Genomic DNA, 21409 nt, shown 5'->3' on the forward strand with positions numbered 1-21409 from the left:
CGTTCCGTTACACGTTGCGACCAGTGGGCGTTCGACGCGACGACGAATATCGCTGCTCTCAGGGCGTGACGACGAGCTTACCGACCGTGTCGCGGTCCTGCATCGCGGCGAACGCCGCACCCGTCTCCGCCAGCGGGTAGGTGTCGGCGACCTCCGGCGCGAGGTCGCCGGCCGCCACGAGGTCGACGAGCCGCTGGAGGTCCTGCTGGGTGCCCATCGTGGAGCCGATGACTCGCTTGTGCCCGAGGAAGAGGTCCGGAACGTCGATTTCCGAGCGCCCGCCAGCGGTCCGGCCACAGATGACCATGCGGCCGCCGCGCCGGAGCACCGTCTGTCCGAGTTCCGTGTACTCGCCGCCGAGGTGGTTGAGCACCGCATCCGGCGCACCGACGGCCTCGACCTCGGCCCGAATCTCCTCGGGGTCGGTAGACCGAATCGCGTGGTCCAGCCCCAACTCGGTCACCCGGTCGAGCTTCTCCCGCGAGGACGACGTGCCGATGGTCTCCGCGCCGAGGACGTCTGCGAGCTGGACGGCGGCGACGCCGACGCCGCCCGTGACGCCGGGCACGAACACGAGGTCGGTCGGGCCGACCTCGGCGCGCCGGAGCATGTGGTAGGCGGTCATGTACGCCGTCGGCAGGGCCGCCGCGGCGGTCGCTCCGATTTCGTCCGGGAGCGCGACGAGCCGGCTGGCGTCCACGCGCGCCTGCTCGGCGAGGCCGCCGTGGAACAGCGAGAACTCCTCGCAGAGGTTCTCCGGCCCCTCGCGGCAGAACCGACACGTCCCACAGGTCTCGTTCGGACACAGCAGAACGCGGTCGCCGGGCTCGACGCCCGTCACGCCGTCCCCGACGTCCCGGACGGTGCCGGCGACGTCGAGCCCGCTGACGAACGGGAGGTCGTCGGCCGCGACCATCGCGGAGTCGCCCTCCAGAATCCAGAGGTCGTGGCGGTTGATGGCGCACGCTTCCACGTCGACGACGGCGTCGCCGGCGCCCGGTTCGGGGGCCGGCTGGTCGACGACGCCGACGCCGTTCGGTCCGGTCAACTCGGTGAATGCTGCGGCACGCATCGCGTCGTCGTTCGGCCGACGCCCGGATAGGCATACGGGTGGTCGTCGCCTCTGCCTTTATCTTGGTGCGCAGCGAACCTACACGGGATGCAGACTCTCGCAGTCGCGGCGACGCTGGTAGCGCAGGCGGGTTCCGGGCTCGACGTCGACGTCACGCTCGGGCAGGGGCTCGTCGGCGGCGCGGTCGGCGCGTTCCTGACGACGCTCGTGGTCGGCGCCATCGCGGTGGCGGTGTTCCCCGAGCGCACCGAGCGCCTGATGGCGCGCGTCCTCGACGACCCCGTGAACTCGTTCGCGTACGGCCTGTTCAGCGTCCTCGCGCTGTTCGTCGTGGCGATACTGCTCGTGTTCACCGTCGTCGGCATCGTCGTCGCGCTCCCGCTGGTGCTCGTCGCGTACGTCGTCTGGGCGGTCGGCGCCGCCGTCGCGTACCTCGCCGTCGCCGACCGGCTGGTCGGCCACGAGGACGGCTGGCTGAAGGCGCTGCTCGTCGCGGCGACCATCAACGGCGCGCTCGCGGCGACCGGCGTCGGCGGCCTCCTCGCGGTCGTCGTCGGCATCACGGGCTTCGGCGCCGTCCTCCAGCCGTACCTCGACTGACGCGCTCACCGGGCGCGGGCGACGAGTCGCTCCCAGACCCCGGGCTCGGCCGTCGCGTCCGGCAGTCGGAACCGGACCGTGGTGCCGTCGCCGTCGTCGGCGAACTCCACGCTCCCGCCCGACTCCCGCACCGTCCAGTAGACCAGCCAGAGCCCGAGCCCGCTGGCGTGCGAGAGCGTCGTCTCCTCGGGCTGGTCGAGGACGTCGTACTCGCGGCCGGGAATCCCCGAGCCGGTGTCCGCGACCTCCACGACCACGTCGTCGCCCGGCGGGTTCCGAACCGACGCCGTGATGCGAACGCTCTCGTCGTTGTGTTCGACCGCGTTCGCCAGCACCTCGTAGAGCGCGTCCTCCAGCGCGGGGTGGGCCGACACCGCGGCGTCCTCGGTGGCCGCGATTTCGACGTCGGCGCCCGGGTACTGCTGGCGGAGCCGCTCGACGGCGTCCGCGAGGACGGCGCCCGCGTCCTGCTCGCGGCAGTCGCCGCTCTCCCAGATGTCGAGGATGCGGCGCGTGCGCTCGCTGTTCTCCAGTAGCTCGTCGACGTGGAGGCGCGCGACCGCGACGTCCTCGTCGCCGGCGCCGAGCCGCGTTTCGAGGTTCTGGAGGTGGCCGTCCACGACCGCCAGCTCGTTGCGGAGGTTGTGCCGGAGGACGCGCTGGTTCATCGTCAGCAGTTTCACGAGGTCCGCGAGCCGCGTGCGTTTCTCCTCGGAGACGACCGCGTAGAGGCTCGCCTGCGCGCCGACCGCGAGCCCGAGCCACATCGCGAACACCACCATGAACTCGACGTCGACGACAGGATGGCCCTCCAGCAGCCAGATGAGCGCGACCGCGACTGCGAGCAACGAGAAGCTCACGCCCGTCAACGTGGTCAACTTCGCCGCCCGCACCAGCCCGGGCTGGCTCACGTCCCGGCCGCGCGCGTCTACGCCGGAGTAGACGAGCGTCGCCGACAGCGCGAGCAGAATGAGCGTCTCAAGCCCGACGGCGACGCTCCACCCGACGACGTAGACGTAGCCCACGGCGGCGACGAATCCGACGACGGCGTACACGTAGAACCACCAGTGCGCAGCCGCGTCAGTCAGCCGCTCGTGAGCCCGTTCCACCATAGCTCACCTATCGGGGCACGGACCGTTAATGCGTCGGCGCCGCGAATCGGCCGCCGTCAGCGCCGAATCCACCCTTTTCCCACGCGCCGGAGCTGCCCGTCGCTCTCGTTGGCGTCGGCCTGCTGGACCTGTCGGCGGCGCTCCTCGAACTGCTGGGTGCGCTGCAACCGCCACGCGGCGTACGCTGCGCCGACTGCCGCGACGGCTGCGCCGACCGCGAGCCGTCGCTTCGATAGGCCGTCGCTTGCCTCCTCGTCCCCGCGTTGCTCCTCGTCGTCTGTGTCGCGTCCGGCGACGCGCTTCAAGTACGGCGTGAACACGATTGGCATACCCGATATACGCCGAACTCCCGGATGAACGCTTCGCCCGTCAGTCGTCGACGTGCTCGCGGACGCGCTCGTGGAACGCCCGCAGCACCGCGTCCTCGTCGTCCGCCAGCACCACGTCGCTGGCCGACAGCGTCGCCAGCCCGAACGACAGCGGGGACGGCGACTGCAGGGTCGTCTCGGCTATCTCGACGTCGCCCGCCCGGATTTCCGACAGCACCTCGCGGACGCCCGCCAAATCGAGCTTGTCCTCGATGAGCTCCCGGTACGTCTCGTCCAGCACCGCGAAGTCCGTCAGGTCCTCGGCGAACCCGAGCAGCATCTCGCTGGCGACCTGTTGCTTGCTCGCGGACTTCTCGCGTCCCTTGTAGCGCTTCAGGACCATCAGCGCGCGCGTGGCGTCGATGCGGAAGTACCGCTGGAGGAGGTCCGTGCCGTCCAGCGCCGCCCGGAGCGTCTCACGGGCCTCGTCGGGGTCGGTCTGCCGCAGTAGCTCCGCGACGTCGACCTTGCGGTTCAGCGGCATCGCGAGCGTGAAGCCGTTGTCCGCGACGGAGACGGCGACGTTCGCGTTCGCCTCGTTCGCGCACCGGTACGCCAGCAGGCGCGAGAGACCGTCGTTGAACCGCCGGCCGTACGGCGTCCGGACGTGGTAGCGGCGGCGGTACTCGTCGCGGTCCTTGACCTCCTCGACGGCGATGCGCTCGGTCGTGCTGACGCTCTCGACGCCGGCGTACCGAATCTGGTCGTCGTACATCCGCGCGAGCGCCCGGACCGCGTTCGCGCCAATCGGGAACTCGCGGAGCCAGCGCCGCACGGCCGCCGCGCCGCCCTCGTCGTACTTCGCGAGGAGGTCCGTCTGGAAGCGCGCTATCTCCCGGCCGAGGTCGTACGAGAGCGGCAGGCGCTCGGAGAACCACGACGGCACCGTCGCGCGCTCGCTCGTGCGGTCGACGTACACCCTCGACCCGCGGCGGTAGCGGTACGCGAACCGGTCGCCGCCCAGCACGAACACGTCCCCCGCTTCCAAGGTGTCGAGGTAGCTCTCGTCGAGCTGGCCGACCCACTCGTCGTCGCCGCGGACGTAGACGTTCACCGTGAACGAGTCGGGAATCGTCCCGAGGTTCTGGAGGAGAATCGGGCGCGCGAGCCGCCCGCGCTTCCCGATTAGTCGCTCGCCGACCGCGAACTCGGTGTAGTGGTGGGTGCCCGAGGTGGGGTCGTCGGGGTCGCCGTCGTCGCCGCCCGGCGGGTCGTTCTCGTCGCGCCAAATCTTCGCGTACACGTTCCGGTCTTCGAGGCCGTCGTAGTCGGCCGTGAGGTAGCGGAACAGCGACTCGAAGTCGTCGTCCGCGTACTCGCGGTAGGGGTACGCAGCGCGCAGCGTCTCCCGGACCTCCGCTTCGGGGAGCGGTCCCTCGATGGCCATCCCGTAGACGTGCTGGGCGGCGACGTCGTGGGCGCGCTCGGGGATGTGCACGCGGTCCACGAACCCCTGTTCGGCCTGCCGGAGCATCACCGCGCACTCCACGAGTTCGTCGCGGTCCAGCGCGATGACCCGGCCCGTCACAGTCCTCCCGGGGCGGTGGCCCGCGCGCCCGACGCGCTGGAGCAGGCTCGCCACCGACTTCGGCGACCCCACCTGCACCACGAGGTCGATGTGGGGCATGTCGATGCCGAGTTCGAGGCTCGTGGAGGTCGTCGTCACCGACAGCGACCCCTCCTTGAGTTGCTGTTCGACCTCCTGCCGGCGGTCCTTCGACAGCGAGCCGTGGTGGCACGCCGACTCCTCGTCGCCGACGACGCCGCGCTCCCGGAGGTTCTCCAACACGCGCTCGGCGCCCGAGCGCGTGTTCGTGAACACGAGCGTGCTGTCGTTGTCCTCGATTAGCTCGCCGAGTTCGTCGTAGAACGCGTCGTTGACCGCGCCCGTCGAGGCGTTCACGAGGTCCGGCGTCGGACACGACAACTGGAGGTCGTAGTCCCGCGCGAACCGCGCGTCCACGATTTCGCACTCGCGGGCCTCCCCCTCGGAGAAGCCGACGAGGTAGCGCGCGATGTCCGACAGCGGCTCGACGGTCGCCGAGCACCCGATGCGCGTGAAGTCGCCGGCTAGCCGCTGGAGGCGCTCCAGACTCACCGAGAGGTGCGTGCCGCGCTTCGAATCCGCGAGGCTGTGAATCTCGTCCACGACGACGTACTCGACGCTCCGGAGCTTCTCCCGGAACTTCGGGGAGTTCAGCAGAATCGCGAGCGTCTCCGGCGTCGTGTTCAGGATGTGCGGCGTCTGTTCGAGCATCTGCTGGCGCTCGTAGTCGGAGGTGTCGCCGTGCCGAATCGCCTGCCGCACGTCCGTCTCGACGCCACGCTCGGCAAGCCGTTCGCCGATGCCGGAAAGCGGCTCCGCGAGGTTGCGCTCGATGTCGTTCGCCAGCGACTTCAGCGGCGACACGTACAGGCAGTACACCTCGTTGTCCAGCCCGTCGGCCCGCTCGCGCTCGAACAGCTCGTTCAGAATCGCCGTGAACGAGGCGAGCGTCTTTCCGGAGCCCGTCGGCGCCGCCACCAGCGCGTTCTCTCCCGCGTGAATCAGCGGAATCGCCTCGCGCTGGGGCGGCGTCAGACAGCCCCCGTCCTGCTCGGGAGGCCCGAACCGTTCGACCCACCACTCGCTGACCGCGGGGTCGAGGCTGTCCAGAATCTCGCGGTCCGAGGACTGGCTCGCGTCCGCCGACCGCGCCGTCGCCTCCGACTCCGGACTCATCTATCGCGTGTGCTTGGCTCCCGTACGGCAAGTGTCTGACGCCGCTAGGCAAATTGTACGGTTCGTGAGTGCTCGCGGTTATCGTTGTTTACGACACCTCGAAAGCCCCTGCTCGCTCGACTCCCTGGCCTCGCTGTGCTCCTCGGCCTTCGGCCTGCGGTGCTTGCGTCGGCCGGGTTCGCCGAGCGAGCAGCCCCTTTCAGTCCACCCAGTTACCGGCTGACCAACCGGCTACGGGCGGATTGAAAGGGGCGGCGGGCTCGCGTTTACGTGGTCGTCTCGCTGGCCACTATCCCGAGCGAAGCGAGGGATATGCCAGCGAGCGACCGCGAGCGCGCCGGGGCTTTCGAGGTGTCATCCCAGTCGTCCACGAGCGCACCATAATCACGAAGCCACGAACACGTAGCCCGAACCGTTAACCCCCTTCCTTCCCCGAATACAGGTATGCAACTGACGTTCCTCGGAACGGGGAGCGCGATGCCGACCGGCGACCGGATGCAGACCGGCCTCCTGCTGGAAAAAGCCGACAGCCGACTGCTCGTGGACTGCGGGAGCGGCGTGCTGCACACGCTGGCGCGGACGGACGTGGGCTACGAGGGCGTGGAGACCGTGCTGTTGACCCACCACCACCTCGACCACGTCAGCGACCTGCTGCCGCTGTTGAAGGCGCGGTGGCTGGCGGGCGAGGAACACCTCACGGTCGTCGGGCCGACCGGGACGAAGGGACTCGTGACGGACTTGCTGGACGTCCACGACTACCTAAAGGACCGCGTGGACCTGACGTTACGCGAGGTGGACGCCGGGAGCTTCGAGGTGGCGGGGTTCGACGTCGAGGCCATCGAGACGCGCCACTCGATGCACGGGCTGGCGTACAACTTCGACGGCGACCTCGCCTTCAGCGCGGACACCGAGGCGTTCGCGGGGATGGGGGAGTTCGCGGACGGCTGCGAGGTGCTCGTCCACGACTGCTCGTTCCCGGACGAGGTGGACGTCTCCAACCACCCGACGCCGACGCAGCTCGGCGAGTCGCTGGCCGACGCGGACATCGAGGCGCTGTACCTCACGCACCTCTACCCGCACACGGAGGGCAAGCACCGCGAGATGCAGGAAGCGATAGAGGAGCACTTCGACGGCCACGTCGCGTTCGCGCGGGACGGCCTCGTCGTCGAAACCGAGTGAGTCAGGCGTCGCTGTCCTTGTTGACGCGCTGTTGTAGCTCGCGCTGCTCCTCGCGGGTGCCGAGGGTCACGAGCACGTCGCCGGCTTCGATGACCTCGCTCGCGCCCGGGTTCGCGATGGTGTCGCTGCCGCGCTGAATCGCCAGCAGGGTCGCGCCCGTCTCCGCGCGAATCGCCGAGTCGCCGACGGAGTTGCCGGCCAGCGGCGAGTCCGCGGTCACGTCGTACCACTCGATGCGGGCGTCGCCCACCGGCACGTCCGCGGTCTCTGATTCGGCGGGCTGGAAGTACGCGCCGCCGAGGACGGCGCCGAACTGGCGGGCTTCCTCGCCGGTGAGCTCCACGACGCGCTCGGCGTCCTCGCCGGCGTCGCGCTGGCGGTACAGCGTCCGCGTGCCGTCGTGGCCGATGACGACCGACAGCCGGCCGCCAGCGGCGAGGTCGAGTTCGTACTTCCGGCCGACGTTCGGGAGGTCGCTCTCGCGGACAGGCATTGCGCGACGGTTCGACGGGCGCGCGCAAAAGCCCACCGCCGCCGGTCAGCGCGCGTCGGCCCACGGCAGCGCCGCCCACAGCCGGTCGCTGTGCCGCATCGCGAGCGTGCCGAGGACGCTGGTCGCGAGCACGTAGCCGACGGTGAACGCGGGCACGCGCTCCGTGAGGACGGGCGTGGTGCCGACGCTGGCGGCGAGCGCGGCGATGACGAGCGCGAACTCTCCGCGGGGCGCGAGCGCGGACCCGACGCGGAACGCGCGCCGCGGTTCGAGGCCGAACTGGCGGCCGGCGTAGTAGCCGGAGACGTACTGGCCGGGAATCGTGATGGCGACTGCGACGGCGACCGCCCACGCCTCCTCGGTGATAAGCGCGGGGTCCGTGGAGAGCCCGACGGCGGCGAAGAACAGCGCCGCGAACAGGTCGCGGGACGGCGACAGCAGGCCCTCGACGCGGTCGGTGAGCGTGGTGCGCCCGACCGCGGCGCCGACGAGGAACGCGGCGACGGCGGCGCCGACGCCCGAGCGCTCCCCGAGGCCGGCGACGGTCGCGGCGACGCCGAGCGCGAGCAACACGAACAGCTCGCCGGATTCGACGTCGAGGAGGCGCTCGACGACGCTCGTCCCGCGGAGCGCGACTACTGCGCCCGCGGCGACGAGCGCGACCACGATGGCCACGTCGGTCGCGAGCGCACCGAGGTCGGTGGCGCCGAGCAGGACCGCCGACAGCACCGCGAGGTAGCCCGCGGTCGCCACGTCCTCGACGACCACGATTGCGAGAATCGCCTCGCTCTCCGGGTTGGCAATCCAGTCCAGCTCCAGCAGGAGCTTCGCGACGATGACCGTCGAGGAGTTGAACAGCACGCCCGCGAGCACGAACGACGCCACCCAGTCGAAGCCCAGCAGGACGCCCACCGCGAACCCCAGCGGGAGGCTCACGCCGACGTCGATGGCGCCGCCCGCCAACACCTGCCGGCCCTTCTCGAAGAGCGCGTCCAGACTCAACTCCAATCCGACGAAGAACAGCAGCAACACGACGCCGAGGTCCGCGAACAGCGCGACGGTCTCGGGGTCGCCGACGAGCGTCGGCTGGAACCCCCACAGCGCGGGCGCGTGCGGCCCGACGAGCATCCCGACGACGAGGTACGCGGGGATGACCGACTGGCCGACCCGGCGCGCGAGCAAGCCGGCGGCCGCCAGCGCCACCAGCACCGGCCCCACGTCCAGCAGTGTCAGTCCCGCCACGCCGCCACCTCGCGGCGCCACCGAGAAAGCCGTTGTCCTCCTCAGGTCAGCCGCGACACCGACTCCCGGACGTCGTCGACGGTCTGTCGCTGGCGCTCGGTCGCGGCCGCGATGTCGTCCAGCGCCGCCGCGACCTCCGCCGCGCGGTCGTCCACGTCGTCGACCATCTCCGCGACCTCCTCGACGCTGGTCGCCTGCTCGTCGGTCGCCTCCGAGACCTCCTGGACGCCGCTGGCGGCCGCCTCGACGGCGTCCGTGATTTCGCGCAGCGTCTCCATCGCCTCCTCGACGCGCCCGACGCCGTCCTCGATTTGGCGGTTCATCTCGTCGAGGCGCTCGACCGCCGCCTCCGTGTCCGACTGCATCGCCTCGACCAGCTCCTCGACGCGCGTGGACTGCTCTCGGGACTCCTCGGCGAGGTCTTTCACCTCGTCGGCGACCACCGCGAACCCGTCGCCGGCCTCGCCGGCGCGCGCGGCCTCGATGGACGCGTTCAGCGCCAGCAGGTTCGTCTGCTCGGCGATGTCGTCGATGACCGCCGTGACCTCCTCGACGTCGCCGGCGCGCTGGCGGAGCTGGTCGACGTCCTCGGCGACGCCGTCGCTGGCGGCCTCGATGTCGGCCATCACGTCGAGCGCGTCGTCGGCCGCCTGTTCGCCGCGGCCCGCCAACTCAGCGGCGTCCTCGCTGGTCTCGCGGACGTCCGCCGCGGTCGCGGCCACCTCCTCGATGCTCGCGGAGACGCTGGAGACCTCGCGGGCGACGCTCTCCGTGCGGTCGACCTGCTCGTCGGTGAACGCCTGCATCTCGTCGGCGCGCTCGGCGACGTCCCGGGAGGCGTCCGCCAGCTCCGCCAGCGGCTCCTCGACGTCCTCCGCGACCGCGTTCGCCAGTTCGGTGCGGCGCTCGACTTCGGACTGGAGGCGCTGGGCGTACGAGTCGATGTACGTGTCCATCGCCACCTGCTGGTCGAACGTCAACAGCTTCAGCATCGGCAGGAACCGCTCGACGAGCTCCTCGACGGCCTCGGCGGCGTCGTCGCCGCGGTCGGCGGTCACGTCCTCGACGAGCGCGTCCAGCAGGCCCTCGTAGTAGCGCGTGTACGCGCCGAGGTAGACCTCGGGGCCGAGGTCGAGGAGGTCGTGAATCTTCCCGATGCGGGCGCGCTGCTCGACGTACTCGCGGTCGTACTCGCCGCGCCCGAGCCCGAGCAGGTACTGCGTCTGCGTGCGCTTGAGCTGCTCGACGGTCTTCGTCGAGCGCCCGAAGATGTCCAGCGTGCGGTCGAACTCCTGGAGGTGGTCGTAGAAGTCCTCCACGAGGTCCTCGGCCACGCGCTCGAACAGCTCGGACTCGCCCGCCAGCGCCGCCTCGTCGGCGTCGTCGATGTCCGTGAACTCCTTGCGCCACGCGATTTCCTCGTCGTCCAGTCCGATGCGGTCCGCGAGCGCGTCCCCGTCAACCCCGCCGCGAACGTCTTCGGTTACGCGCGGGGATTTATCAGTAGCCATCGCGGTGGCGTTCCCGGTTCGGTCACTTATGCGTTGGCCGCGATTCCAAGAACTGAGAGTCAGCCTACTCCATCCGATACCGCAGGACGGCCGCGACGCCGCCGAGGTTCCGGAGCTGTTCGCCGGGCGCGAACTCGTGGCTGAACACAGTGACGTCGCCGCCCTGCTGTTCGACCTGCGTCACGAGGTCGTTGACGTCGACGCCCCAGTCGCCCTCGCCGGCGCGCTCCTTGCGCAGGCGCTCGTCCAGAATCAGTAGGGTCTCGACCGCGCCGAACTCCACGGCCTTCTCGACCTCCTCGATGCCGTAGGCGGCCTTCCCGTCGGTGGCTATCTGGTCGGTGAGTTCGTCGATGAGTTCGGACTCCTCGGCGATGCGCGTCTCCTCCTGGACGTCCTCGACGGCGCCGCGCTTCAGGACCTCGTGGACGCCGCGGCCACCCACCGCGCTCGTGTCCACGGTCGTGATTTTGTCCGCGAGGCTCCGGAACTCCTCTTGGATGTAGTCGAGGGCGTCCTGCTTCGTGAACCCCGGGCCGGCGAGGATGATGGCGTCCGCGTCGAGGTGCGAGAGCGCGCTCGCCACGTCCTCGAACAGCTCCTCGCGGGAGCGCGCGTACTCGCCCTTCCCGGTCGTGCCCGTGAACGACCCGTACTCGTCGATGCCGTACTGCTGGACGACGTGGATGTACGCCTCGCCCTCCTCGACCGTGGCAATTGCCACGTCGGGCTGGTCCGTGGCTTCGACGGCCTCGTTGAGGCGTTCGAGCTGGTCGGGCTTCCAGTGCTTCTCGACCTCGATCTCCTCGCGCTCCTCCACGTTCAGCGTGTGGTGGAGGCCGAGTTGGTCCTCCCGCGAGCAGTCTGCGATGGTGCCCGACACCCGCAGGCGGTTCGAGAACTTGTGGAACTCCACGTCCTCGACGTCGATGGTGACGTGCATGTGCTCGCGCTCGCCGCCGGTGTCCCGCATCTGGTCGTCGTTGCGCTGGATGCGGCGGTGGGTGTCCCCCGCCACGAGGTCCCCGGGCTCCAGCACGTACGCCAGGTGCCAGAGGTCGTCGAGGCTCTCGGGGACGAGCGTGATGCGCTCGCCGCCGCCCTCGACCTGCCGGCGCTCCTTCAGTTGCATACCCGGACGGAGGCGGGGGACGCCCAAGTGTCCTGCTACTCTCCGGCCGCCTCCACCGTCGTGCTCGCCCCCCACCCGAAGCACGCCGCGGCCAGCACCTCGCAGTAGAACGCCAGCAGGTAGCCGACCAGATACTCGCCCAGCCACGCCGCGAGCCCGACGCCGACCGCCAGCGCCGCGACGCCGCCCGCCCACCGCGTGAAGTACCGGGCGTCGCGGAGGGTGCGTCCGACCGCGCTCGGGTCGAAGCCGGCGCGCAGCGACCGCGCGACGGCGGCGTGCGCGACGCTCGCGGGCGCGGCGTACGCCAGCGGCAGCAGGATGCCGAGCAGGCCGCCCGCCAGCAGCGCAATCGGCACCGCGGAGACGTTCGTCCCCGACGGCAACACGAACGCGCCGAGGTACAGCGTCGCCGCCGACGGCACCGCGTACGCCGCGAGCACGGCGACCGTCCGGCCGGTGTCTGCGGCGACCGTCCGCCAGCCGCGGAACGACGGCGGCTCCGAGCCGGTCGCGGCCGCCCGGGTCACGCCCGCGAGGTGGCCGGCGACGACGGCCAGCGGGAGCGCCGGCACGACGAGCGCGTGCAGCAAGTGGAGAATCCACCCGCCGAGGTAGCGGTCCTCGGCGTCCCCCGCGAGCGGGTACGCCAGCGCGTCCCGCATCAGTCCCGGATGCGGCTGCCGCCCGGCGGCATGTACTTCTGAATCTCGTCCGGGCTGGCGACCTTCCGCACGAACGACTCGTCGGCGAAGCGCTCGCGGAACTCCCGGTAGATGCGCTTGGCGGCGTCGCCCTGCGCGTACCGCCCCGGCTCCAGCTCGATGGCCGTCTCCACGTCGTCGACGACGGCGTCGATGGGGCCGCCGAGCACGCGCGTGTGCGGCTCGCAGCTGATGCCGACCGCCCACTCCGCGGGCAGGTCCCGGAAGTACGTGCGGTCGCCGCGAATCGCGAACCCGCCCTTCTCCAGGTACTCGCCGCTCTCGGGCGTCTTCGACACCTGGTCGGGCGACACCATGTAGGCGTCACCGGAGCCGCGGCCGTCCTTCCAGACCGAGGAACAACACACCGCGAACTGGGCGGCCTCCCGCTTGCTCGCCTCGGGCACCTCGATGTCCTTCGAGGGTTCGCTTGGCGCGGAGGTCTTCAAGACGGTGACGGGGCCGCCGTGGGCCTGCGCGTGGAAGAAGCGGTCGTAGCGGTCCATGTAGTTCTTCACGAGCTCCTCGTTCTGGTCGGCGTTCCGGCCGCCGATGACGAGGAAGCCGTCGGAGGTCCGGAACCAGCGGAACCGCTCGTACCACTGCTCCTGCTTGCGAATCGGAATCGAGGCGCGGGAGAGCCAATCGACGTCCTCCTCCTCGTCTTCGTCGGGCTCGTCGGGCTCGGCCTCCCACTCGTCGCGGCGCTGTTTGGCGGCTTCGAGGTCCTCACGGGTGTTCTCGATTGCCGCGCGAGCGCCCTCCTTCTTCTCCTCGATGCGCTTGGCCTCCTTGTAGTGCTCGTCGGCGTTCTTCTCGACGCCCCACGCGGGGTCCACTTCGATGGTGTGGTCGTCCAACTGGACTCGAACGGTGCCCTCGGACTCGTCGATGCCCGCGAACGCGTCCGCGCCGGGCACGTCGCCCGCAGCTTCCTCGAACGTCTGCGCGATTTCCTGCCAGCCGTGGCCCGCGTCGCGGGCGTCCTGCACCGTCGAGAGGATGTCGTCCACCAGGTCGTAGTTCGCGTACAGCAGTTCGGCCTTCTCGCGCTCGGCCTCGGCCTGCTGCTCGAAGTCCTCGATGGCCTGCTCCTGCTGTTTGATGATGTGTTCGTGCTTCTGAATCTCCTGCTCGAAGTCCGGCTTCGAGACCGCCTCGCCGCTCTCCTCCTCCTCGGTCGTGTCGAGGTTCGTGAAGTAGTCGTCTAAGGCGTCGTTGAAGCGGTCGTACGCCTCGGAGGGGAGGTCGGCGCGCTCTTCGAGGTCCAGCGGCGTCACGTCCACGCGCTGGCCGCGGGCCGCCTTCCCGTCCTCGTCTTCGCCCTCCTCGGGCTCGAAGTAGACGCGCGGGTCGAGGTCGCCGGCCCGAATCGCGTCCAGCAGGCGCTCGCTGGCCTCGTAGAGCGCGCGGAACTCCTCCTCGGTGGCGTCGTCGATGTCCTTGGTCTTCTCGACGCCCGCCAGCGTGCAGAGCTCCTCGCCGTACAGCCCGCCGAAGTTCAACTGCGTGGCGAGCGTCCGCACGAGGTCAGTGTCCGACTCGCGCATCTTCGCCGCGAACCCCTCGTAGTCCAGTTCGAGGGGGTTGACACGCGAACTCGGGAACCCGTACTGCGAGCCCGGCGCGACCGTCCGCGACTGCAGGCGGACGGTGTCCAGCGAGTCCACGACCTCGCCGTTCTGGTCGACGACCGCGATGTTGCCGTCCCCGAACAGCTCCGCGACGATGGTCGTGTCCTGGTCCTCGCGGCGGAACTCGAACTCCAGAATCCGGTCGAAGCCGTGCTGGCGAACCTCGTGGAAGTCCGCTCCAGAGAGGCGGTTCCGCAGCATCTTCGCGAAGTTCGGCGGGCGACCCGGTGCCGCCGGCACGTGCTCGGGCGCCGCGACGTGCGCGCGCTTCGTATCCCCGACTTCGATGAGGAGTTCCACGCGCCCGCGGTCGAAGTCCCGCATCTTCAGCCGCAAGAGGTCGTCGCCGTAGAGGTAGGCCTTGTCGACTTTCGCCCCCTTGTAGCCGTTGAGCTCCGCAGTGAGGGCGACGAGGTCGACGCTCGTCAGCTCCCGCTTCTGGTCCATGCTCCCGTTCTTGACGGGGGGAACCCCTCTGCCTTACGGTATGGGTGGTCCGGCGAAGCCGGGCCACCAGATGCGAACGCGGAGCGAAGCGATGCGTGAGTCGCGTGGGCGAGCGTAGCGAGCCCACGGTATAGCGAGCGGGGCGGAACGACCCGCGAGCCGCGTGCCCGAACGAGTCGAGATCAGCCAGCTACGCGAGGCTCACGTCCAGATACAGCATGACGACGACGCCGAGCATCAGGCCGAGCGTGGCGACGCGCTCGTTCCCGCGTGAGTGCGTCTCCGGGACGATTTCGTCGCTGATAACGAACAGCATCCCGCCGGCGGCGAACCCCATCGCGTACGGCAGAATCGCGCCCGACACCGACACCGCCCACGCGCCGAGCAACACCAGTGGAATCTCCACGAGTCCCGCGCGGATTCCCGTGAGCGCGGCGTACGTCGTGCGGTCGAACCCGGCGTTCACCGCCGCCACGGAGACGGCCAGCCCTTCGGGGATGTTCTGGATGCCGATGGCGAGCATCAGCGACAGGCCCTCCGCGACGTTCCCGCTGCCGAACCCGACGCCGACCGCCAGCCCCTCGGGCATGTTGTGGATGGTGATGGCGACGATGAACAGCAACAGCGGCGCCAAGTCCGCCTCCGAGATGGTCTGGTCGCTGCGCTGGCGGCCCGTGATGAGGACGTGGACGTGGGGGACCCAGCGGTCCGCGCGGTCCAACAGCAGGACGCCCAGCGCGATGCCCGCGATGACCTCGACGAGGCCGTTCTGCCCGCCGAACTCGATGCCGGGCAGGATGAGACTCGTGAAGCTCGCGGCGAGCATCACGCCCGCCGCGAACCCGAGTGCGCCGTCCAGCGAGCGCTGCGAGGGATTCCGCCACACCACGACGAGCAGCGCCCCGAGGAGATTCAGCCCCGCAATGACGACCCCCGCCACGAGCGCCTGCATCACGGGGTCGTTGCCCGCGACCCGGAGGAACCACGTCTCTAGCATACCCCAGCAGTCGCGGGCCGCTGGCTTAAACCCGGGGACCGCCGCCCCGGCTCCGTCGCCGAGACCGGAACCGATACACCCGGCCAGCCAGTAGCGGCGCGTAATGACCGAGTCGCTGTCCGTCCTGCTCACCAACGACGACGGCATCGACGCCCCCGGCATCCGCGCGCTCCGCGACCGGCTCGCCGACGACCACGACGTCACCGTCGTCGCGCCCGCCGCCGAACAGTCCGGCACGGGCCAAACCCGGACGTTCGAGACGCTTGACTACGAGGAACGCGAGGACGGCTACGCCGTTTACGGCACGCCCGCCGACTGCGTCGCCGTCGCCGTCGCCGCCCTCGACTTCACACCGGACGTCGTCGTCTCCGGCTGCAACGACGGCCCGAACCTCGGCGCGCACATCCTCGCGCGCTCGGGCACCGTCGGCGCCGCGATGGAAGCTTCGTTCCTCGGCCTCCCCGCAATCGCCGCCTCCATGTACGACTGGGAGTTCGACCCCGCCGGCGACTGGGAGCCCACCTACGACCAGTTCCACACCGCCGCCGACACCGTCGCCGACCTCCTCCCCGAGTTCGCCGCCGGCGACGTCCTCCCCACCGCCGACTACCTCTCCGTGAACGCGCCCGCCACCGAGTACGCCGACGACCCCGTCAAGCGCGTCACCCGCCCCACCGAGGAGTACGAGCTACAGGCGACGGTCACGGAGAACGGCGTGGACGTCGAAGACCGCTTCTGGCACCAGTTCCTCGACCGCGACGTCCCCGACCCCGAAGGCACGGACCGCCACGCCTGCGTCGACAACGAGATTAGCGTCACCCCGCTGACCGTCCCCCACTCCGTCGCCGACGGCGCCACGCCGGGCGGCCTCCTGTAGTACCTTTTGCGCTGCGCTCGGCGCGACGCGCCTCGCTCGGCAAAAGCTACGCTAAAAGCACTCCTCCTTCGATCCGCTTCGCGTCCCTCAGTCGTCGGCCCGAGCGCTCACTGCGTTCGCGCTCGGTGAACGGCTTCGCTCGGGTTCTTCGAACCGCTCGCTCGCCGATGCTGGTCTCGTTCTAAATTCCGTCGCTGGCACGAACGTTCAAGTAGGAGAACGGGACCAGCCCCGCGCGTGACCTGAGTTCCACCGCGGGGCGCTCCGAGCCGAGCAATCGGTACGGCGAGCGCGGCGACCGCCCCGCGAAAAACAGCCGCCTGTGAGCCCCAATCCGCTTACAGCCGCTTGCTGACGTACGGGCCGTCCTGTCGGTAGCCGAGCTTCTGCTTGTAGTACTGGCGTGCGCCGATGCCACGACGACCTTTTGCGCTGCGCTCGGCGCGACGCGCCTCGCTCGGCAAAAGCTCGGCCAAAAGCACTCCTCACTCCCTCCGGTCGTTCGTCGGCCCGCTCGCTCACTGCGTTCGCTCGCGGTGAATCGCCTACAGTTGCTTGCTGACGTAGGGACCGTCCTGTCGATAACCCAGCTTCTGCTTGTAGTACTGGCGTGCGCCGATGCCGGAGATGACGCTGAGCTTCCCGAAGCCCGCGTCGGCGGCCATCTCCTCCGCGCGCGTCATCAGGCGCTGCCCGTAGCCCTGGTGCTGGTGTTGGCCGTCCTCGGTGTCGTCGCCGACGCCGACTTCGCCGCCGTAGACGTGGAGCTCCCGGAGTAGCGCCGCGTCCTCTAGCTCGTCCCGGACCGGGTCGTTCGGGAAGCGCAGGCGCGCGAACCCGACGAGGAGATCCTTCTCGAAGTCCTCGAAGCTGATGAAGTGCTCCGTACCGCCCGCGGCGTCGTAGGTCATCACGTCGAGTTCGACGTTCTCGGGCTCCTCGTCGTTCATCCCGGCCTCCCGGCAGCGGATGCACTCGCAGGTGTAGCCGTGCTCGTCCATCTTCTCCCACGCGAGCTGGCGGAGATTCGACTTCCAGACGCCGGCGTCGATGTGGTCCGCGGGGATGTCCCGCTGGACGCGCTGGAGGCGCGTGTACCGCGGAATCATGTCCATGATTTCCGCGATTAGCTCGGCGGCCTCCTCGTTCTGCAGCGGCTCGAACTCCTCGTTGCGCCACATGTCGTACGTGACGGTGTCGCGGACGACCAGCGTCGGGTAGATCTTGAGGTAGTCCGGCTTCCACTGTCCCTCCTCGAACAGCCGCCGGAAGTCCTCCAGGCACATCTCCTTGCTCATCCCCGGCTGGCCCGGCATCATGTGGAAGCCGACCTTGAACGCGGCGTCCCGCAGCCGCCGGTTCGCGTCGATGGACGCCTGCACGCCGTGCCCGCGGTGCATCTCGCGGTTGATGCGCTCGTAGGTCGTCTGCACGCCCACCTCGACCTTGGTGCCGCCGAGGTCGAGCATCCGATTCACCTGCTCGGGGTCACACCAGTCGGGCTTCGTCTCGAACGTCGTCCCGATGTTCCGGATGTCGCCGTGCTCGTTCTCCGCGATGACGTCCTCCAGGTAGGCGAAGTCGTACTCCTCGGGGTCCTGCGCGAACGACTCCGTCTCGGAGGGGTTGGGTTCCTGCTCGGGGTCGAAGTCGTTGAGGGCTTCGAGCGCGCGCTTGACGAACCACTCCTGGTAGTCGTGGCTGCGCGCGGTCATCGTCCCGCCCATCAGGATGAGCTCGACCTTGTCGATGGGGTGACCGATTTCCCGGAGCTGGTGGAGCCGCAACGTCACCTGTCCGTACGGGTCGTAGTCGTTCTGCACGCCGCGGGCGGCCGCTGGCTCGTGGCCGGTGTAGGACTGACTGGAGGAGAACTCGCTGGCCGGTCCGCCCGGACAGTAGAGGCACTTGCCGTGCGGGCACATGTGCGGGCTCGTCATGATGGCGACCGGCGTCACGCCCGACGCGGTCCGCACGGGCTTGCGCTGGAGGACTTCTTCGAGGTCGTCGCGGCGGTCCTCGGGCGCGAAGTCCAGCAGCTCGGAGTGCTTCGGCACTTTCGGTGCGGAGTGCTCCGAGCAGACTTCGAGCTTCGCGCTCTCGACGTCGTCCTTGCCGACGTCCCCGTCGAGGATTCGTTCGACGAGCTCCTCGCAGGCGGCCTCGAATGCGGGGTCGGCGTCCGCGCTCATTACTCCACAGCAGCCGCCGCGAGCGAAAAAGCGTGTCGTTGCGTTACGCGAGCTGGTCGGCGATGGCGTCCACGACCGCGTCAACGACCGCGTCCTTCTCGCCGGAGAGGAACTCGATGCGGCCGTCGCGGGCGCCGCGGGGCTCGACGCCGGCGTCGGGGAGTTCGTCGGCAACCGTCTCGCCGACGGCGCGCACGTCCACCGCGTCGCCGCTGCGGACGCGAATCTCGTCGCCGCTCACGCCGACGAGCACGTCCGCGCGGTCGCGGCGCCGGTAGAGCGCGTCCAACAGCAGGTCCACCGGCGGGAAGTCGTACTCGTGGGTGTACGCGTCCACGTCCAGCGTCTCGAAGGCGACGCCGTCCTGCCCGCGCACGTCGAGGTGGGGTTCGGCGGTCGAGACCTCGGTTTCGAGGCGCTCGCGGAACTGCTCGGAGACGTGCTCGATGAGCGAGTCGTCGGCCTCGCCCCACAGCAGGTCCGAGATGAGTTCGCGCTTGTCCTCGTAGGACTGGTAGAACGCCTCCAGCGCGATGGCGTCTCGGAGGTCCGCGAGCGTGTCCGGGCTGTAGTCGGTCTGGGCGGCGAGGTCGGCGTACGCCTCGGGCGTGTCGGCCCAGTACGCGACGGCGGGCAGGTGGTAGAGGTCCTCGCGGACGTCGTCGTTGACGAACGCCGCGAGCTGGGAGCCGAGCGCGCCCGTGTTCACGGGGTCCTCGCCGGCTTCCGTCGGGCTGACGAGCACGTCGGCGCCCGCGGCGTCGTCGGTGTAGCCGCCGTCGATGGCGACCGTGTCCGCGTCGTAGATGTCCAGCAGGTCGATGGCGTCGGTGGACTCGCTGGTGGAGCCGGCGCCGACGAGCACGAACAGCGGGTGTTTCTCGTCGTGGCGCTCGGCGGCCTCCAGCATGCTGGTGACGTCGCCGGTGGCGTCGTCGATGGTGTAGAAGGCGTCGTCGAGCGGGCGGCGGTCGACGTAGTGGTACTCGGCGTCCTCGCGGGCGTGCTCGTCGCGGATGAGCGGGAGGAGCGCGCGCTCGATGGCGGTACCGGCGACGTAGCCCTCGACGGTCGCGGTGTGGCGGACGATGACCGGGCGGGCTTCGACGACGGCGCGGCGAATGGCCGTCGCGGCGTCGACGAGGTCGTCGGTGACAGCTTCGACGGCGTCGTCGGCAGCGAGCAGGTCGGTCGTCTCGGGGGCGGCGCGCTCGGTGAGCGCGTCCTCCATGCGGGCTTCGACGGCCTGCGCGTCGGCGCCGTCGAGCACGCGGAGGTCCTCGGTTTCGACCTGGAGTTCGCCGCGGCGGCGCTCGACTTCGCCGACGATGCGGACGACGGCGCCGGCTTCGACCTCGGGGTAGGCGCGGACGCCCGCTTCGACGAACGCGGCGCAGTCGACCGCACCGGTCTCGTCGGCGAGCTCGAACACGGTCGGGCCGCTGGTCTGTCGGGCATTCGCGACTTCGCCCTCGACGGCGACGCGCTCGTCGACGTGGTCGCCGAGGTCGGCAATCGGGACGCGGGCCGGTTCGTCGTCCGCGTCGGACGCCTCGGCGGCCGCGTCGTCGGTCGTCGGTTCGTCCTCGGTCTCGTGCTCCTCGGCTGCTTCCGGCTCGGCCGCTTCCGGCTCGGGGTCGGCAGCCTCGGCGTCGTCAGCGGACTCGGATTCGGCTTCGGCCTCGGCCGGTTCCTCGGTTTCTTCCGGTACCGGGGTGCCGCCGTCGGCAGTGCTGGTCTCCTCTTCCTCTTCGTCGGGGAGTTCGGCGTCCGACTCCGCGTGCGGGTCGTCGACGAGGTGGCCGCGGAAGTCGCGGTCGTCCTGTCGAATCGACCAGCCGAGGTCGACGTTCTCGTTGTCGTGGACGTCCGTGACTTGGACGTACACTTCGTCGCCGGCGTCCCAGCCAAGCGATTCGAGGCGGCCGGGCACTTCGCTGCGGTGGAGCAGGCCGGTGACCGAGTCGCCGATGTCCACGAACACGCCGAAGTCGGCGAAGCCGTCGATGGTACCTTGGTAGTAGCGACCGGGCGTCAGTTCGTCGGGAGAATCTCCGCGGAACTCGAAGGCGACGTCCTCCTCGTGGGTGTCACAGACACGGCCGTCCGTGGAGGAGCCGCAGATTATACACGTACCCATTTGCTTCGACAGAGCGTGTGCTGCCGTAAACGATTATCGAAAGCTCGCCGGTCGCGCGGGGGTTCGCTCGCGGCCGCGAGCTACTCGAAAACCGGGCTGTCGCCCTCCAGCGCGTCCACGTCGTCGACGACGTCGCGGACGTCCTCGGGGAACAGCGCGACCTGCACTTCGTTGCCGCTGTCGTCCTCGAAGACGAGCTTGACGCGCTTGTCGCCGAACTCTCGGGCTTCCGCGGATTCGACGTCGAAGAGCTTCGCGTCGGCGGACGCGTTCGACGGGCCGACGTGCTTGACGGCGCCGTCCTTGAGTTCGAACATGAGGTCGGAGAAGTTGACGTTGAGCACACACGGGCGTTGGCAGCGCGCCCACTAAACTCCGGCCACCGGCACGTAGTCGGCCGCCCACGGGAACAGCGCGGCGGTCGCGGCGAACCAGCCGAATCCGGAGCCGTACGCGAGCGCGCCGGGGACGAGCGCGGCGACCGCGGCGCGCGCGAGCGACGTGTCGTGGACGATTCGCGTGCCGGCGACGAGCAGCGCGAACGCCCACAGCCCGCAGGCGAACGTGACGACCGGGACGCCGACGCCGACGAACGCGCAGGGCGCGCTGGCGTACGCAAGCACTTGCACGGTCTCGCTGACGCCGCCGCGGTCGGGCGCGACGGCCGCCAGCGCGAGCGTCTCGACGGCGGAGAGCGCGTGCAGCGCGGCGGGCGCAATCAGGAGGACGGCGAGCGCGAGCGTGAGGACGGCGGCCAGCCACGTCGGCGCGGAGAACGCCAGCGCGCGTCCGGGTTCGAGCGCGAGCCGCGTCCCCTGCGAGACGAGTACGACCGCCATCGCGAACACCAGCCCGGGAGCTTGGTCGCCCGGCGAGACCGCTTCCTCGAAGAACGTCGCCGGGTTCACCAGCACCTGCGTGAACGCCTTCGCGAGGCCGAGTGGCCCGCGCTCGCGGCCGCCCTCCGGCTCGACCCACGTCGTCATC

Annotated in this window: 19 protein-coding genes; 3 read left to right on the forward strand and 16 right to left on the reverse strand. The window is 69.9% G+C overall.

All coding sequences use genetic code 11. The annotated features are described in order from the left end of the window. Positions 1 to 58 precede the first annotated feature (58 nt). The gene (locus tag ABSL23_RS12960; protein ID WP_353634028.1) at positions 59 to 1072 is read right to left on the reverse strand and encodes a zinc-binding dehydrogenase; all 1014 of its coding nucleotides are present in this window, start codon (positions 1070 to 1072) and stop codon (positions 59 to 61) included. An 87-nt stretch (positions 1073 to 1159) separates the two neighbouring features. On the opposite strand from ABSL23_RS12960, the gene ABSL23_RS12965 reads away from it, so the two are divergent. Next, positions 1160 to 1672, forward strand: a complete 513-nt coding sequence (locus ABSL23_RS12965) for a hypothetical protein (protein ID WP_059057059.1) — start codon at positions 1160 to 1162, stop codon at positions 1670 to 1672. 5 nt (positions 1673 to 1677) lie between these two features. Here ABSL23_RS12965 and ABSL23_RS12970 read toward each other — a convergent pair whose 3' ends face one another. The 3 genes from ABSL23_RS12970 to ABSL23_RS12980 are packed head-to-tail and all read right to left on the reverse strand — an operon-like array spanning position 1678 to position 5874. Beyond that, positions 1678 to 2784, reverse strand: a complete 1107-nt coding sequence (locus ABSL23_RS12970; protein ID WP_353634029.1) for a HAMP domain-containing sensor histidine kinase — start codon at positions 2782 to 2784, stop codon at positions 1678 to 1680. A gap of 56 nt (positions 2785 to 2840) precedes the next feature. After that, complete coding sequence (locus ABSL23_RS12975; protein WP_353634030.1) at positions 2841 to 3113, reverse strand: hypothetical protein; 273 nt, start codon at positions 3111 to 3113, stop codon at positions 2841 to 2843. 40 nt (positions 3114 to 3153) lie between these two features. Then, on the reverse strand, positions 3154 to 5874 hold the full coding sequence (locus tag ABSL23_RS12980) for an ATP-dependent helicase (RefSeq protein ID WP_353634031.1): 2721 nt from the start codon (positions 5872 to 5874) through the stop codon (positions 3154 to 3156). 444 nt (positions 5875 to 6318) lie between these two features. Here ABSL23_RS12980 and ABSL23_RS12985 point away from each other — a divergent pair, with 444 nt between their 5' ends. Then, a complete protein-coding gene (locus ABSL23_RS12985) occupies positions 6319 to 7053 on the forward strand; it encodes an MBL fold metallo-hydrolase (RefSeq protein ID WP_353634032.1) in 735 nt (244 codons plus the stop codon). 1 nt (position 7054) lies between these two features. On the opposite strand, the gene ABSL23_RS12990 is transcribed toward ABSL23_RS12985, so the two are convergent. The 7 genes from ABSL23_RS12990 to ABSL23_RS13020 form a co-directional block, all read right to left on the reverse strand. Further along, entirely contained in the window at positions 7055 to 7546 is a 492-nt protein-coding gene (locus ABSL23_RS12990; RefSeq protein ID WP_353634033.1) for a TrkA C-terminal domain-containing protein, read from the reverse strand. A gap of 45 nt (positions 7547 to 7591) precedes the next feature. After that, entirely contained in the window at positions 7592 to 8788 is a 1197-nt protein-coding gene (locus tag ABSL23_RS12995) for a cation:proton antiporter (RefSeq protein ID WP_353634034.1), read from the reverse strand. Between the two features lie 41 nt (positions 8789 to 8829). Next, the gene (locus ABSL23_RS13000; RefSeq protein WP_353634035.1) at positions 8830 to 10299 is read right to left on the reverse strand and encodes a globin-coupled sensor protein; all 1470 of its coding nucleotides are present in this window, start codon (positions 10297 to 10299) and stop codon (positions 8830 to 8832) included. A gap of 64 nt (positions 10300 to 10363) precedes the next feature. Beyond that, positions 10364 to 11431, reverse strand: a complete 1068-nt coding sequence (locus ABSL23_RS13005; protein WP_353634036.1) for an mRNA surveillance protein pelota — start codon at positions 11429 to 11431, stop codon at positions 10364 to 10366. Between the two features lie 35 nt (positions 11432 to 11466). Next, positions 11467 to 12096, reverse strand: a complete 630-nt coding sequence (locus ABSL23_RS13010; protein ID WP_353634037.1) for a DUF4013 domain-containing protein — start codon at positions 12094 to 12096, stop codon at positions 11467 to 11469. Continuing rightward, positions 12096 to 14216, reverse strand: a complete 2121-nt coding sequence (rqcH, locus tag ABSL23_RS13015; protein ID WP_353634038.1) for a ribosome rescue protein RqcH — start codon at positions 14214 to 14216, stop codon at positions 12096 to 12098. The genes ABSL23_RS13010 and rqcH overlap by 1 nt, the downstream gene beginning before the upstream one ends. Positions 14217 to 14406: 190 nt before the next feature. Beyond that, complete coding sequence (locus ABSL23_RS13020) at positions 14407 to 15213, reverse strand: ZIP family metal transporter (RefSeq protein WP_353634039.1); 807 nt, start codon at positions 15211 to 15213, stop codon at positions 14407 to 14409. Between the two features lie 103 nt (positions 15214 to 15316). On the opposite strand from ABSL23_RS13020, the gene surE reads away from it, so the two are divergent. Beyond that, a complete protein-coding gene (gene surE, locus ABSL23_RS13025; protein WP_353634040.1) occupies positions 15317 to 16090 on the forward strand; it encodes a 5'/3'-nucleotidase SurE in 774 nt (257 codons plus the stop codon). Between the two features lie 338 nt (positions 16091 to 16428). Here the strand turns inward: surE and ABSL23_RS13030 are convergent, their stop codons facing one another. From ABSL23_RS13030 to ABSL23_RS13050, 5 genes are all read right to left on the reverse strand, one after another. Further along, positions 16429 to 16566 (reverse strand): hypothetical protein, encoded by a 138-nt coding sequence (locus tag ABSL23_RS13030; protein ID WP_353634041.1) that lies wholly within the window; start codon positions 16564 to 16566, stop codon positions 16429 to 16431. Between the two features lie 69 nt (positions 16567 to 16635). Beyond that, positions 16636 to 18282 (reverse strand): tRNA uridine(34) 5-carboxymethylaminomethyl modification radical SAM/GNAT enzyme Elp3, encoded by a 1647-nt coding sequence (locus ABSL23_RS13035; RefSeq protein ID WP_353634042.1) that lies wholly within the window; start codon positions 18280 to 18282, stop codon positions 16636 to 16638. Between the two features lie 43 nt (positions 18283 to 18325). Next, positions 18326 to 20422 carry an OB-fold nucleic acid binding domain-containing protein gene (locus tag ABSL23_RS13040; RefSeq protein ID WP_353634043.1) on the reverse strand — a complete coding sequence of 699 codons (2097 nt, stop codon included), beginning with the start codon at positions 20420 to 20422 and terminating at the stop codon, positions 18326 to 18328. A gap of 80 nt (positions 20423 to 20502) precedes the next feature. After that, the gene (locus ABSL23_RS13045) at positions 20503 to 20766 is read right to left on the reverse strand and encodes a hypothetical protein (protein WP_353634044.1); all 264 of its coding nucleotides are present in this window, start codon (positions 20764 to 20766) and stop codon (positions 20503 to 20505) included. Between the two features lie 24 nt (positions 20767 to 20790). Next, positions 20791 to 21408, reverse strand: a complete 618-nt coding sequence (locus ABSL23_RS13050) for a YIP1 family protein (RefSeq protein ID WP_353634045.1) — start codon at positions 21406 to 21408, stop codon at positions 20791 to 20793. Position 21409: the final 1 nt, after the last annotated feature.

Source organism: Halobacterium sp. NMX12-1, assembly GCF_040435975.1.
Taxonomy (GTDB): Archaea; Halobacteriota; Halobacteria; order Halobacteriales; family Halobacteriaceae; genus Halobacterium; species Halobacterium hubeiense.